Annotated in this window: 13 protein-coding genes; 8 read left to right on the top strand and 5 right to left on the bottom strand. The window is 65.8% G+C overall.

The genetic code is table 11. The features are described 5' to 3' along the window. Positions 1-30: 30 nt before the first annotated feature. Positions 31-1,524 (top strand): hypothetical protein, encoded by a 1,494-nt coding sequence (locus ACR652_RS03605; RefSeq protein ID WP_434505154.1) that lies wholly within the window; start codon positions 31-33, stop codon positions 1,522-1,524. 82 nt (positions 1,525-1,606) lie between these two features. Here the strand turns inward: ACR652_RS03605 and ndk are convergent, their stop codons facing one another. The 4 genes from ndk to ppk2 all read right to left on the bottom strand — a co-directional run bounded on the left by ndk (position 1,607) and on the right by ppk2 (position 4,930). Next, positions 1,607-2,029, bottom strand: coding sequence for a nucleoside-diphosphate kinase (gene ndk, locus ACR652_RS03600; protein WP_434505153.1), 423 nt, complete (start codon positions 2,027-2,029; stop codon positions 1,607-1,609). An 85-nt stretch (positions 2,030-2,114) separates the two neighbouring features. Next, positions 2,115-2,879, bottom strand: coding sequence for a triose-phosphate isomerase (gene tpiA, locus ACR652_RS03595; RefSeq protein ID WP_434505152.1), 765 nt, complete (start codon positions 2,877-2,879; stop codon positions 2,115-2,117). Between the two features lie 228 nt (positions 2,880-3,107). Beyond that, positions 3,108-3,551: a hypothetical protein gene (locus tag ACR652_RS03590; RefSeq protein ID WP_434505151.1), complete on the bottom strand. Its 444-nt coding sequence runs from the start codon at positions 3,549-3,551 to the stop codon at positions 3,108-3,110. A gap of 371 nt (positions 3,552-3,922) precedes the next feature. Next, complete coding sequence (gene ppk2, locus ACR652_RS03585) at positions 3,923-4,930, bottom strand: polyphosphate kinase 2 (RefSeq protein WP_434505150.1); 1,008 nt, start codon at positions 4,928-4,930, stop codon at positions 3,923-3,925. 244 nt (positions 4,931-5,174) lie between these two features. On the opposite strand from ppk2, the gene ACR652_RS03580 reads away from it, so the two are divergent. From ACR652_RS03580 to ACR652_RS03570, 3 genes are all read left to right on the top strand, one after another. Beyond that, positions 5,175-7,076 carry a SurA N-terminal domain-containing protein gene (locus ACR652_RS03580; protein WP_434505149.1) on the top strand — a complete coding sequence of 634 codons (1,902 nt, stop codon included), beginning with the start codon at positions 5,175-5,177 and terminating at the stop codon, positions 7,074-7,076. Positions 7,077-7,084: 8 nt separating this feature from the next. Then, positions 7,085-8,608 (top strand): anthranilate synthase component I, encoded by a 1,524-nt coding sequence (trpE, locus tag ACR652_RS03575; protein WP_434505148.1) that lies wholly within the window; start codon positions 7,085-7,087, stop codon positions 8,606-8,608. Positions 8,609-8,826: 218 nt separating this feature from the next. Next, the gene (locus ACR652_RS03570; protein WP_434505147.1) at positions 8,827-9,345 is read left to right on the top strand and encodes a DUF6163 family protein; all 519 of its coding nucleotides are present in this window, start codon (positions 8,827-8,829) and stop codon (positions 9,343-9,345) included. 25 nt (positions 9,346-9,370) lie between these two features. On the opposite strand, the gene ACR652_RS03565 is transcribed toward ACR652_RS03570, so the two are convergent. Beyond that, the gene (locus ACR652_RS03565) at positions 9,371-10,375 is read right to left on the bottom strand and encodes a bifunctional nicotinamide-nucleotide adenylyltransferase/Nudix hydroxylase (RefSeq protein ID WP_434505146.1); all 1,005 of its coding nucleotides are present in this window, start codon (positions 10,373-10,375) and stop codon (positions 9,371-9,373) included. A 274-nt stretch (positions 10,376-10,649) separates the two neighbouring features. On the opposite strand from ACR652_RS03565, the gene ldtR reads away from it, so the two are divergent. The 4 genes from ldtR (at position 10,650) to trpD (ending at position 14,265) form a co-directional block, all read left to right on the top strand. Next, positions 10,650-11,162, top strand: a complete 513-nt coding sequence (ldtR, locus tag ACR652_RS03560) for a transcriptional regulator LdtR (RefSeq protein WP_434505145.1) — start codon at positions 10,650-10,652, stop codon at positions 11,160-11,162. Positions 11,163-11,321: 159 nt separating this feature from the next. Continuing rightward, the gene (locus tag ACR652_RS03555; protein ID WP_434505144.1) at positions 11,322-12,422 is read left to right on the top strand and encodes a site-2 protease family protein; all 1,101 of its coding nucleotides are present in this window, start codon (positions 11,322-11,324) and stop codon (positions 12,420-12,422) included. Positions 12,423-12,521: 99 nt separating this feature from the next. Then, on the top strand, positions 12,522-13,130 hold the full coding sequence (locus ACR652_RS03550) for an anthranilate synthase component II (protein ID WP_434505143.1): 609 nt from the start codon (positions 12,522-12,524) through the stop codon (positions 13,128-13,130). Positions 13,131-13,251: 121 nt separating this feature from the next. After that, positions 13,252-14,265, top strand: a complete 1,014-nt coding sequence (trpD, locus tag ACR652_RS03545) for an anthranilate phosphoribosyltransferase (protein WP_434505142.1) — start codon at positions 13,252-13,254, stop codon at positions 14,263-14,265. The last annotated feature ends 73 nt before the right edge of the window (positions 14,266-14,338 follow it).

Here is a 14,338-nt window from a genome sequence, read left to right as displayed (position 1 = left end):
TCGCGTCGCCTTTCGCAAGGGGAGACGACGATGTCGAACATCGATCCGACGAGAACCAACGCGCCCAGCCTGCAACCGCACAACGAACAGCAGCCATCCACGCCGACAGGCGTGACCCCCAACGGCGCGACGGTTCAGGTCCATCCCCCGAGCGCAAGTCCGCATGATCAGTTGGTGGAGTCCAGCGCCCTCAACCAGACCGCGAATGATTTTGAAAGGGCGCTAGACGCACAGCAAGCGCCGTTGAGTGAACGCTCCGCCTCCCGATCACCATCGCCAGCGCCGTCGCCATCACCAGCGCCGGCGGGATCGACATCGGCGTCGGAGGAAGAATACGCCGAATACAGCGACCCAGAAGAATATCATCAGGCCTGCTGTGAGTATGCCTGGAATGAGCTGCAAGACCGGATGCCTGAAAAATGCAACAACCTGAGCGTATTGAGGAACTTCAGCGCCGAAGCGCTGACGATCAGCTATACGCCTGCACAATACGAAGCCGTCTCGAACGCTGATATTGGACTTGTTGGCTTGTTGGAACAGAATGCAGAAAGATTGATTTCAAGCCTTCCGCATTTCTCGGAAGTGGAGGCCAATCTAACGTCAATAGGAAGCGACTTGCGCGGAAAGGTGATTGAGCACGTCGCCTTGGATATGCCAAGATATCTGAACGAAAGAGCAGACCTGAAAAGCGCCTTTGCAGAGGGATTGAAGATCATCTTCCACTGGCACGATGTGTCAAGGAATGCTTGCCGCCAATTTCTGGGCGAGCCCGATCCCACCGAGCCCAGCATGTTCGATCATGATCTTTGCGCGGCCTATAAGAGAGACATGCGCTCCTGGCCTCCCGTTGAGTCCGGACTCGCGGCGCAGACCCGCGATGAGACCCTGGAAGAAATCAAACAGGAATTGATCCTGGAAAATCGACCCGTTTTTTCAGAAGCCTTCAAGGGGCGCGTTCAGAATGTTCTGCGCACGCCCTTCCATTTGGTTCACCTCCCCCCTCCGGGCATTGGCGACTGCGAGTTCGATAAACTTCTCGGAAAATATGTCCTCGCCTTTGCATGCGGCTTCCCAAAGGCGATCGACGAGAGGCAGAGGCTCCATCTTCAAATCCCCGGCGTTGCAAACAATGGCTCTCTACCGATCAATGGAACCTATGACGAGAACAGCGTGGACAGCCAAATCTGCACCGCCAAGAAGCATCTCATGCGGAACACTGTTGATCGCAAGATCGACGCGCTGTTTCTGAGGGAGCAACGTGCAAAATTCGGCGGCTGCCTCGAGGTCATGCTGGACTTCATCGAGCAACAGCCCGAGTCCGCTCCGCCCGAATTGCGAAAGGGAGCGTTCGAAAAAGCCGCTCAGCTTGTGACGACCGATATGACTTGGGATGATGTGATGGACGTCATGACCCATGCATGGGACAGCGTGTCGGAAGAAATCGGTTTTTCCGCTCCGGAAGTCTGGATCCAGACGGGTCCGGGGTCGACCGCATTCGTCCCGCGCAAGCGCGGCGAGAATTGACGCGCCACGACGTGCCAAGGCGTAGCGACAGGCAATCCAGCCTTGGCTGGATTGCCTCGCACGCGGGGACCCGCGAAACGGGTTAGCCGACGATCTCGTTGCCGGCGAAGAACTGAGCGATTTCAATCGCGGCGGTCTCGGGCGCGTCGGAGCCATGGACCGAGTTTTCGCCGACGGAGAGCGCATGCTCCTTGCGGATGGTGCCGGGCGCGGCGTTGGCCGGATTGGTGGCGCCCATGACCTCGCGATAGCGCGCAATCGCGTTCTCGCCCTGAAGCACCTGCACGACGACCGGCTCGGAGATCATGAACTCGACGAGCTCGCCGAAGAAGGGACGCTCCTTGTGCACCGCGTAGAAGGTCTCGGCCTGCTCGCGGGTCATGCGGATGCGCTTCTGCGCCACGATGCGCAGGCCGGCGCCCTCGATGATGGCGTTGATCGCGCCGGTGAGGTTGCGCTTGGTCGCGTCGGGCTTGATGATGGAAAAAGTGCGTTCGATCGCCATGAGAGCGCATCGCCTCGTCGTTGGAGTGCTGGAAAGGTGAGCGCCGCGCTTATACCGGCGGCGCCCCCGCGCGGCAAGCCTGCCGTCAGCCGATCACGCGATAGGCTTCCGCGATGGCCATGAAATCCTTCGCCGCGAGGCTCGCGCCGCCGACCAGCGCGCCGTCCACATTGGCCACGCTCATCAGTTCGCCTGCGTTGGCGGGCTTCACCGAGCCGCCATAGAGAATGCGCACGCCCGCGCTCTTGCCGCCGCCGAGCCGAGCCTCGATCCGCTCGCGGGCGAAAGCGTGCATCTGCGCGACATCCGCGACCGTCGGAGTGAGCCCCGTGCCGATCGCCCAGACCGGCTCATAGGCCACGACGATCGTATCCGGCGAGTCGGCCGGCAGCGAGGCCTCGATCTGCTCGCCGACGACCCGCAGCGCGTCGCCCGCCTCGCGCTCGGCGCGGGTCTCGCCCACGCAGATGATGGGCGCCAGCCCGGCGCGAAGCGCGGCGGACGCCTTCGCCTGCACGATGGCGTCGGTCTCGCCGTGCCCGGCGCGCCGCTCGCTGTGGCCGACGATCACATAGCGCGCCCCGAGATCCTTGAGCATTTCAGCTGAAATGTCGCCCGTATGGGCGCCGCTCGGCGCGGCGTGGCAATCCTGCCCGCCCAGGCCGATGCTCGCCTGCGTCGCAAGGTCGGACGCCATGCCGATCAGCGTCGCGGGCGGACAGACGACGAGTTCGAGACGCGCCCGCAGCGCCGAGTCATAGGCCCCGCCCATGGCGGCGATTTCCGCCAGCGAGGCCAGCAACCCGTTCATTTTCCAGTTTCCGGCGACGAGCGGGCAGCGGCGGGTCATGCGGGGAGAATCCTCTGGCGTCTCCCCATGTAGGTAACAGAAGATCGTCGGCGCGCAATGCGGCCCGCGGGCGCAGCGCGGATTCTCCAGTCCGACCAGATCGGCGGCTTGTCGCGGACCTGGTCGCGCAGCGCCCCGTGGCGGCTGGCGACGCGGGCCCCTCGCTGTGTCGTCGGGCGACGCGTTACGCGATACCTGAAGCGCGTCGGCCCGTCTGCGCCGGTGCGATCAGTAGCCGCAGAGGCGGTAGCCGAGGCTCGCGAGCTGCATGCCGCTGAGCTTGAGCAACGGACCCGGCACCTGGCCGCGCGTGTTGCGCACGTGGCTGAGGAAGATGCGGCGCAGCGGCGGCTTGTAGGCCGAAGCGAAGACAGCCGTCATCTGCCGGTCGACGACGCCGCTGGTCGGACCGCCGACCCAGGGCGCATGGAAGCCGAAGACCGCGCCCGGGTGAACGCAGGAGTTGCGGGCCGCGAGGAACAGCGTGCAGGAGGAGTCGCACTCCACCGGCCCGATACGCACTGGTTCGCCCCGGGCTTCGGCCTGCGCCAGACGCGAGACATAAGGTTCAACGCGTCCACCGTAGTCATGGTTGACAACATCAAAAGCATTGGCAGGCGCAGAAAAGAGTACGAGCGTCATCAGTCCTGCAAGACCATAAGATCGCAGCATGGCGGTTCCTTTTAGAGGCGCTTGGCGTTGCGTTCGTCGCCGCATATTTACTTTGAGCTCCGCGGGCCAAGCGCTCGCCCCGGAGCCGTTGCTTCAGGTCAATACATTCCCGTCAGCGTCAGCGTCTCAATCGTTACGCGAGGAGCGCCTGGTCGGCAAGTAGGTGGTTGATTTTGAACGAAGTTTTGTTAAAAAAAATTCCATGCAACGCTTGAAAAGAGCCAATTGCGCACATCCTCCGGCCAGAATGCGGCGGGCGCTGGGCGGACCAGCGCTCATTGCGTGGCGAGATCGCCTCCCGCCCGCGCGGGGCGGCAGCCAGGCGGCGCCGGCGCGTGAGCCGCCCGGCCTGTCAGACCGTCTTGATCCCCTCAGACAACCTTGGCCCTCTTCCTGGCCTTCTTGTCGAGATCCAGCGTCAGTGACCTGCCCACGATATGCTCGCTGCGCCCGATCACATGGGCGCTCGAGCCCACGATGAGCGGGTCCGGGCCGCGCACGACGCTGTGATCCTTGTTGGGATAGTCGAGGCTCGACAGGAAGTGCTGCATGCAGTTGAGGCGCGCGCGCTTCTTGTCGTCGGACTTGATGACCACCCAGGGCGCGTCGGCCGTATCGGTGAAGAAGAACATCGCCTCCTTCGCCTCGGTGTAATCATCCCATTTGTCCATGGAGGCGCGGTCGATGGGCGAGAGTTTCCATTGCTTCAACGGATCGGTCTCGCGCGCCTTGAAACGGCGCATCTGCTCGTCCCGCGTCACGGAGAACCAGTATTTGTTCAGCCTGACCCCGGAATGCACGAACATGCGCTCGAGCTCGGGACACTGGCGCATGAAGTCGAGATATTCGTTTGGCGTGCAGAAATTCATCACGCGCTCGACGCCGGCGCGATTGTACCAGCTCCGGTCGAAGAAAACGATTTCGCCGCCCGCCGGCAGATGCTCGATATAGCGCTGGAAATACCATTGGGTGCGTTCGCGCTCTGACGGCTTCTCCAGCGCCACCACGCGCGCGCCGCGCGGATTGAGATGCTCCATGAACCGCTTGATCGTGCCGCCCTTGCCGGCCGCGTCGCGCCCCTCGAAGATCATGACGATGCGCTGGCTGGTTTCCTTCACCCAGTTCTGCGCCTTGAGAAGCTCCACCTGCAACGCCGCCATATGGTCGAGATAGAGCCTGTTCGAAAGCCGGGTCTTGTAGGGGAATTCGCCGCTCTCGAAGGCGTGGCGGATCGCCTCCGAATCGGCGCGCATCCGCCGCACGTCCTCACGATGCGCCGCCGGATGGACCGCTGGCTTTTCCCTGGCCTCCGTCTCCGCCGCCGGGAGGGTGGACTCCGCCCCGACGGTTTCGGGGGACTCGACGGTTTCGGCTGTCATGTCGTTCTTCACTTCGTGCATTTAAGTCCCATCCCGCAGGAGGCGTCCCGGGCTGGCTGGCGCGCCGCCAAGCGTCCCTCGCCCCGGATTCAACATGGCCAAGCTGGTGCGGCAATGACGCATATCGACGCGCGCGCCGCCATATGCGCGCGGCTCATTGCCACAGGCGTCGCCCCTCCCTATAGTCCGCCGCCAATTACGGGGCGGAGCCGCCTCCAAAAATCGGGAAAAAGGGAACCGGAAAATGCTCGAGGGCCTGCGCGTCGCATCGCAGAACTGGATCGGCCGCGCCATCATGGCGGTTGTCATGGGCGTCATTGTCATCAGTTTCGCGATCTGGGGAATTGGCGACGTCTTCCGCGGCTTCACGTCCCAGCGGCTGGCCAAGGTCGGCTCTGGCGAAGTGACGGTCGAACAGTTCCGCTCCGCCTTCCAGAACGACCTGCGCCGCGTGCAGCAGCGGATGCGCCGCGCCGTGACCGCCGAGGAGGCGCATCGCGCCGGCATGGACCTCCAGGTGCTGGAGCGCCTGATCACCGAGGTCGCGCTGGACCAGAAGGCTCGGAACATGGGCCTCGCCACCGGCGACGAGACGGCGCAGCGCCTGATCGCGAATGAAAAGGCCTTCCAGACGGACGGCAAGTTCGACGCCGAGAAGTTCAAGGCCATCGCCCGCGACGCCGGCTACACGGAGCGCAGCTTCCTCGCCGAGCAGAAGGCCGCCTATCTGCACAAGGCCTTGACCGACATCGTCATTACAGGCGTCGAGCCGCCCAAGCTGATGATCGAGGCGATCCATCGCTTCCGCAACGAGGCGCGCTCCGTCGACTATTTCGTGCTGCCGGTCTCGGCCGCGGGCGACGCGGCGAAGCCCTCGGACGAGGAGCTCAAGAAATATTTCGACGAGCGGGAGCAGACCTTCCGCGCCAAGGAATTCCGCAAGCTCACCGTCGTCGAAGCGAGCCCCGCGACCCTCGCCAAGATCAACGAGGTCTCCGACGACGACGCCCGCAAGCTCTATGAGGACGTGAAGGGCAAGCGGTATGGCACGCCGGAGAAGCGCGAGGTCAGCCAGCTCGTCTTCAAGACCGAGAAGGAGGCCCAGGACGCCGTCGCCAGGCTGAAGGGGGGCATGGATGTCGATGCGCTCTCCGCCGAACTCAAGCGCAACCCCAAGGACGTCAATCTCGGCCTGGTCGAGAAGCGCGACTTCGGCGACGCCAAGGTGGGCGAGGCCGTCTTCGCCCTGACCCAGCCGGGAATCGCCCAGCCTGTCACCAACGCCTTCGGCACGGTCGTTTCCGTCGTGAAGAAGATCGTCCCCTCGGTTACGACCAAGACCTTCGAACAGGCCAAGTCCGAGCTCAAGGGCGAGATCGCCGTCCAGCGCGCCGGCCCCGAAGTGCGTCGCCTGCATGACGCGATCGAGGATCAGCGCGCCGCCGGCAAGCCGCTGGCCGAAGCCGCCGCCGGCGCCGGCGCCCAGACCCGCGTGATCGACGCGGTCGACGACGCGGGCCGCGGCAAGGACGGCAAGGCGATCGAGGTCCCGGCGGGCGCCGACCTGCTCAAGGCCGCCTTCGCCTCAGATGTGGGCGTCGACAATGAGACCGTCGCCACCCGCGACGGCGGCTATGTCTGGTTCGAGGTCAACGCCATCGAGCCCGCCCGGCAGAAGAGCTTCGAGGAAGTGAAGGATACGGTCGCCGACGCCATGCGCGCCGAGAACGCCCAGAAGGCGCTCTCCGCCAAGGCCGACGAGATCGTCGCCAGGATCAAGGGCGGCCAGTCAATCGACGACGTCGCCAAGGGCCTCAAGCTGGAGGTCAAGCGCGCCACCGACGTGAAGCGCGCCCAGCGGCCCGACCTCGCCATCAACACCATCGTGCAGTTCTTCGAGGTCGCGCCGGGCGGCTCGGGCTCGGTCACGGTGGATGACGGCCGGCTGATCTTCGTCGTCAAGGACGCGCAGACGCCGCCCTTCGACCCGACCTCGATCGAGTCGAAGACCATTGCCGAGCAGCTGAAGCCCGCGCTTCAGAACGACCTGCTGGAGCAATATGTCGGCGGCCTCGAAAAGGCGTTCAACGTCGAGATCAACCAGAAGGCTCTCGAAGCCGCCACCGGAGCGGGCAAGGAAGAGTGACCGGCGCCATGTTCGAGCCTGACTTCGGGGGCTTCGCCGCCGATTACGACGCCGGCCGTCCCCGGCTCGTCGTCACCCGCCTCGTCGGCGATCTGGAGACCCCGGTCTCGGCCTATCTGAAGCTCTCGCGCGACCGCGCCGGCTCGACCTTCCTTCTGGAATCGGTCGAAGGCGGCGCCGCGCGGGGCCGTTACTCGATGATCGGCCTCGATCCGGACGTGCTCTTCCGCGCCGTCGGAGACCGGGCCGAGATCAACCGCGACGCCCTCGCCGACAAGACCGCTTTCGTCTCCTGCGACGCGCCGCCGCTCGTCGCGCTGCGGCAGCTCATCGCCGAGTCGGCGATTCCGGCGTCCAGCCCGCAACTGCCGCCCATGGCGGCGGGCGTGTTCGGCTATCTCGGCTATGACATGGTGCGCCAGATGGAGCGTCTGGCGCCGGCGAAGGAAGACCGGATCGGCGTCGCCGACGCGCTGCTGATGCGCCCGACCGTCATGGTCGTCTTCGACACAGTGCGCGACGAAATCTCGGTCGTGACCCCCGTGCGCCCGCGGCCCGGCGTCCCCGCCAGGGCCGCCTATGAGGCGGCGCTCGCGCGCCTCGATAAAATCGTCGCGACGCTGGAGGCGCCGCTCGATCACCGCGACGCCGGCTGCGATCCGCAATTGCTGACCGCCGAGCCCGTCTCCAACACGCCGAAGCCGCGCTTCCTGGAAATGGTGGAGCGCGCCAAGGAATATATTCGCGCGGGCGACATTTTTCAGGTCGTGCTGTCGCAGCGCTTCACCGCGCCCTTCGAACTGCCCGCCTTCGCGCTCTATCGCGCGCTGCGCCGCGTCAACCCGGCGCCCTTCCTGTGCTTCCTCGATTTCGGCGATTTCCAGATCGTCTGTTCGAGCCCGGAAATTCTCGTGCGCGTCGCGGAGGGCAAGGTTACGATCCGCCCCATCGCCGGCACGCGCTGGCGCAGCGACGTGAAGGCCGAGGACGAGCGCCTCGCCGCCGAGCTTCTCGCCGACGAGAAGGAGCGCGCCGAGCATCTCATGCTGCTCGATCTCGGCCGCAACGACGTCGGCCGCGTCGCGAAGACCGGCACGGTGCGCGTCACCGACAGCTTCACGATCGAGCGCTACAGCCACGTCATGCACATCGTCTCGAATGTCGAGGGCGAGCTGGACGACGCGCGTTTCGACTGCATCGACGCGCTGGCGGCGGGCTTTCCGGCTGGCACGGTTTCAGGGGCGCCGAAAGTGCGCGCCATGGAAATCATCGACGAGCTCGAGACCGACAAGCGCGGCATCTATGGCGGCTGCATCGGCTACTTCGGCTCGGCCGGGCAGATGGACACCTGCATCGTGCTGCGCACGGCGATCGTGAAGGACGGCAAGATGCATGTTCAGGCGGGCGCCGGCGTCGTCTATGACAGCGAGCCGGAGTATGAGAACCGCGAATGCGTGAACAAGGCGAAGGCGCTGTTCCGCGCGGCCGAGGAAGCCGTGCGTTTCGCCGCCCGCGCCCGCCGGGGACAATAGAGCGCTCTCGCTAGCAGGCCGCTGAAAATGAACCACGATAGCGCCTCTCGGCCCTGCCCCTCACCCCAACCCTCTCCCCGTTTCACGGGGAGAGGGAGCGCGCCGATCGCGCCCCGGACTCCCTCTCCCCGCTTGCGGGGAGAGGGTTGGGGTGAGGGGCAAGGCCATCGCGCTTTCTTCGGCGAACCGGTTTCCACCTTCGGCTGCGGAGACCGCTGATGGCCGATCCGAGCATCTACGACGACGGCGACGATCCGTACCGGCCGATCCGCGTCGGCGATCCCGGCCCGGCCGGCGACGCGGCCAGATGGGGCATGCTGCTGTCGCGCTTCATGCGCATCGTCGCGCTGTTCTGGTTGATGCAGGGACTGATGCATTGGCGCATCGTTCTCATGGCGAACCAGTCGATCTTCGACACCATGCCGCAGAACGCCGCCTTCGCGGTGATCTTCTTCGCCGTGCTGGATCTCGTCGCCGGCGTCGGACTGTGGCTCGCGACGCCTTGGGGCGGCGTGCTATGGCTGCTCATCGCGAGCGCGCAGATCTTCCTCACGCTCAGCATGCCGGGCTTCTTCATCGGCGGCTACTGGCTCATCGGCGTCAACGCCATTCTCATCCTTTTGTATTTCGCGCTGACCTTCGAGGCCGGACGCGATTTCGACGCGCATCGCCTGCGTGAGCGCCGCCGGCGCCGGGCGGCGGCGGCGAAGCAGCAGGAGCCGCGTCCTTCTCGATGAGGCGCCGGCCTTCGCGAATTTGCGTTCAGCAAAGGCCGAGGAAATGTTCGATCATGAAAAAGTGGTCCTCGAACATTCTCCCCCGCAACCCATCGAGCTCGGACATGGGAACCCATCTCGCGCAAGCGGCGTCGTCCCCGCCCTGAACGTTCGGCAGCGCGCCAGAGGGAAAGTCAAAGTAGAAGCCGTTGGAAATGGTGCGCCCGCGCAGCGAGCGGTCGGGATGGTCGAAAACGGCCCGCGCGCGCAGGCTCCCGAGCAATTCGGCCGTCGACAGCTCGATCGAGGTTTCCTCGCGCAGCTCGCGAATGGCGGCGTCGCGCAGCCATTCCTCCGGCTCGACAAAGCCGCCGGGCAGCGCCCAGAGCCCCTGCCCCGGCCGATTCTTGCGCTCGATCAAAAGCACGTGGCCCGAATGCGCGACAAGTGAATCCACAGTTACGAAGATCGGCGGATAGGGCGTGTGCGACCAGGCCGCGCGCACCTCTTCGACACAGCGATATTCCTCGCGCAGCTCGTCGAAGGCCGGCGTGTCCCGAAACGCCGCGATCCTGTCGCGGACAGGCGCCGGCGTATGCGTTTCAAGGAACCGCAAGCCGTCGCCCGCGTCGCTGAACAGCGCATCGCGGAACGCTCGCGCCGGGGGCGCGCGCGGCGCATCGACGTCGAGAGGCGCCCATTGCGGAAACGCCTGCGCGAGCGCGCCGGGGCAGAGCAGCGCGATCTTCGTATTGGCGCCGGCGACGCGCGCGACGCGCGACTGAGTTTCCGCGCGCCATCTGTTTTCGTTGTAGAGATGATCCGGCAACGGCAGCGCCATCACGCGCGCCGCGTCGTCTCCAAGCGCAGCGGCGATCATGTCCGCACGCTCCTCGAAGCTCCAGGGATGTTTCGGAGTTCGCGCCATTCCGGACGATCCGACGAGCGCGACCAGGCGACGCGCGCGCGCAAGCGCCGCCTGAAGAATGGCGAGATGCGTATTGTGGAAGGGTTCGAAGCGGGCAATGAAGACCGTAAGATCGTACGTCATCCCAACCTGACCTCTGTCGTCGACGCCGCGACGCCGTTAACCGCCCAAGCCGCGCATCTTAACAAATGACCGGCGTTTGTTACCGGAGCCGGAGCCGGCGTTAACAGCCGTTTAAGTCTAAATCGCCGGTTGCAGTTCAGTTTTCATTCACCCAAAGAGCGGGACTCTGGGTAAACGCGCGATTCAGTCTGTTGTTTAAACTCAAGTTCATCCGTGGCGCGATAATTTGAGCCCATCAAGCAAGAGATGCGACACGCATCGGATGGAGAAGAAGATGAGCGCCGCCATGAAAACCGCCCCCCAGCCCGCGCAGGACGAACGCGTCGGCGAAATCCGCCCGGTGTATCTGGAAGCCCTCACCCTCGTCGAGCGTCTTCACCGCCGCCTTCTGGACGTCATCAAGGATGAATTCGACCGCCGCGACCGTGGCGACGTCAACGCCGTGCAGGCGCTGCTGCTCTACAATATCGGCGACAAGGAGCTGACGGCGAGCGAGCTGCGCACGCGCGGCTATTACCTGGGCTCCAACGTCTCCTACAACGTCAAGAAGCTCGTCGAGATGGGCTATCTGCATCACGCCCGCTCGCGCCTGGACCGCCGTTCGGTGCGCATCAGCCTCACGCCCAAGGGCAAGGAAGTGCACGACATCGTCGCCCAGCTCTACGACAAGCACGCCACCACGGTCGCGCAGATCGGCGGCGTCTCCAGCGACGAATTCCGCAACCTCAACCAGTCGCTCACCCGTCTGGAGCGCTTCTGGACCGATCAGATCCGTTATCGTCTGTAACTCCCGCCTGCCCTTCTTCATCAACAACCTTCGCCGGCAGAAGCCCCCGGGGCGTCTCGCCGGCGCTTTTGCGTTTGGCCCCCGCCGTCCCGCGCTCTGGCGCGAACTGCGCCAACGCCCTATGTTTCAGGGGTTCTTGCACGCTCCGGGGCGTTTCTCATGCGCTGGTCCTTCACGCTCGGCACCTTCAGGGGAACCGCCGTGCGCATTCACGTCACGCTGTTGATCTTCCTCGCCTGGATTGGCATGGCCGCCTTCCAGCGCGGCGGCGCCGAGGCCGCCGGCCAGAGCGTGCTGTTCATTTCAGCCGTCTTTCTCTGCGTCGTTCTGCACGAGTTTGGCCACATCCTCACCGCGCGGCGCTTCGGGATCGTCTCGCCGGAAGTCACGCTGCTGCCGATCGGCGGCGTGGCGGACATGGAGTCGATGCCGCAGAAGCCCTGGCAGGAACTGCTGGTCGCCATCGCGGGGCCGGCGGTCAATGTGCTCATCGCGGGGGCGCTGCTCGCCGTCTCCGGGGCCTTCAACCTCCACGAGGCCGCGCAGATCGCCAATCCCTCCGTCGGCATGCTGGAGCGGCTCGCGGCGACGAACATCTTCCTCGCCATCTTCAACATGATTCCCGCTTTCCCCATGGACGGCGGGCGCGTGCTGCGGGCGGCGCTGGCCATGTGGCTCGGCCAGGCGAACGCGACCCGCGTCGCGGCGGCCGTCGGCCAGGGCTTCGCCTTTCTGCTCGGACTCGCGGGGCTGTTCGGCAACCCCATGCTTCTGTTCATCGCGTTCTTCGTCTTCATGGCGGCGGCGGGAGAGGCGCAGATGACCACGATGGCCGAGGCCGCGCGCGGTCTGCCGGCCGTGGACGCCATGGAGACGCGCATCGCAACCATCGGCCGCGGCGCCACCGTGAGCGAGGCCATAGACACGCTTCTCGCAACGTCCCAGGACGATTTCCCCGTCGTCGACGCCGCCGGGCGGCCGGCGGGTCTGCTCTCGCGCGGCGAGATCGTCGACGCGCTGCGCGAGTCCGATCCCGGAGCGCCGGTCGCTCCCTTCGCGCGCAAGGAGCTGGCGCTCATCGGCGCCCGGGACAACGTCGACGTGGCCCTGCCGACGCTGAACCAGGGCGATCCGGTGGGCGTGGTCGATTCCGACGGACGCCTCGTGGGGCTTCTCACGCGGCAATCGCTCGCCGAAATCATGATGATCCGGGAGGCCCGGCCGGATTGGCGGTTCCCGAAGCGGGCGCCGGCGCCATGAGCGGCCCGGCTGAAGGCCCGAAAGGTTGCCTAACAGGCCCCCTGGGCCTATTGGAAAATCCCGGCAGATCCCGCGGGGCGCGCAGGCGGCGGAAAGAACATGTCAAACGTCACGCTGATTGATAATTACGACAGCTTCACCTTCAATCTGGTTCACTACTTCGGCCAGCTCGGCGCGAATGTCGCGGTGCATCGCAATGACGCCGTGTCCGTGGCGGAGGTGCTCGCGGCCACGCCGGACGCCATCGTCCTCTCGCCCGGCCCCTGCACGCCGCACGAGGCCGGCATCTGCATGGACCTGATCCGCGCCGCCGCCGAGACGGTTCCGATTTTCGGCGTGTGCCTCGGCCATCAGTCCATCGGCGAGGTGTTCGGCGGCGAAGTGATCCGCGCGCCGCTGCCGATCCACGGCAAGATGGCGACCATTCTGCACAAGGGCGACGCCGTGTTCCGCGGCATCGAGGGGCCGTTTCAGGCGACCCGCTATCACTCGCTCGTCGTGAAGCGCGAGACCCTCCCCGACTGCCTCCGCGTCACCGCCGAGACGCCCGACGGGCTGATCATGGCGCTCTCCCACAACACGCTGCCGGTGCATGGCGTGCAGTTCCATCCGGAGAGCATCACCTCGCAGCACGGCCACAAAATCCTGCAGAATTTCCTCGATCTCGCGCAGGAGTGGAACGAGGGCGGGAGACGGAAGGTGGCTTGACCCCCTCCCCGTCCCGCTGACGCGGGAGAGGGGACGCTCGCGAACAGCAGTCTTGATCAAGGCCCGAATGTGCCCCCTCTCCCGCAAAGCGGGGGAGGGTTGGGGAGGGGGCAAACCCTCAATGCAGGATTTCAAACCCTATCTCGCCACCGTTGCCGAAGGCCAGCCGCTGGCCCGCGACGAGGCGCGCGCCGCTTTCTCGCTGATCTTCGAGGGCGCGGCGACGCCGGCCCAGCTCGGGGCCTTCCTGATGGGCCTGCGCCTGCGCGGCGAAACCGTCGACGAGATCATCGGCGCGGCCGAGGCCATGCGCGCCGTCATGACCCCCGTGGAGGCGCCCCCCGGCGCGATCGACATTGTCGGCACCGGCGGCGACGGCGCGGGCACCTACAATATCTCGACGCTCGCCGCGATCATCGCCGCCGCCGCCGGCGCCGTCGTCGCCAAACATGGCGGCAAGGCGTCGTCCTCCCGCTCGGGCGCCTCGGACGTTTTGGGCGAACTCTGCGTCAAGGTGGGCATCCCCGCGACGGCCGCGGCCGCCTGCCTGCGCGAGGCGGGCATCTGCTTCATGGCGGGGCCGACGCATCACCCCGCCCTGCGCCACGCCGCCCCCGTGCGCGCGGAGCTTGGCGTGCGCACGATCTTCAATGTGCTCGGGCCGCTGTGCAATCCAGCGCGAGTCGAGCAGCAGACCATCGGCGTCTATTCCCCCGCCCTGCTGGAGCCCCTCGCCCGGGCGCTGCGCGACATGGGCTCGCGCCGCGTCTGGCTGTTGCATGGCGAGGACGGTCTGGACGAGGCGACGACGACGGGCGTCACCCATGTCGTGGCGCTGGAAGACGGCGCCATCCGCGCCTTCGATATCCGCCCGGAGGACGCGGGATTGCCGCGCGCCACCGCGCAGGAACTCGTGGGGGGCGATCCCGCCCATAATGCGCGCGCGCTGCGCGCCGTGCTGGCGGGCGAGAGGAGCGCCTATCGCGACATCGCCGTGCTCAACGCCGCGATTGCGCTGGTGGTGGCCGGGCGCGCCGCCGATCTGCGCGAGGGCGCCGGGCTGGCGGCGCAGGCGCTCGACAGCGGCGCGGCGGCGCGAAAACTCGAGGCGCTGGTGAAGCACTCCAACGCATGAGCGACGGCCGCACGCACGGCGGGGCATCGGCGGGTATAGGATTGCGGGCGGCAATCGGCTATTCATTTAACAA

The sequence above is a fragment of the Methylocystis sp. genome, from assembly GCF_051061225.1.
In the GTDB taxonomy this organism is placed as follows: domain Bacteria; phylum Pseudomonadota; class Alphaproteobacteria; order Rhizobiales; family Beijerinckiaceae; genus Methylocystis.
This window is presented reverse-complemented; position numbering and strand designations above follow the sequence as displayed.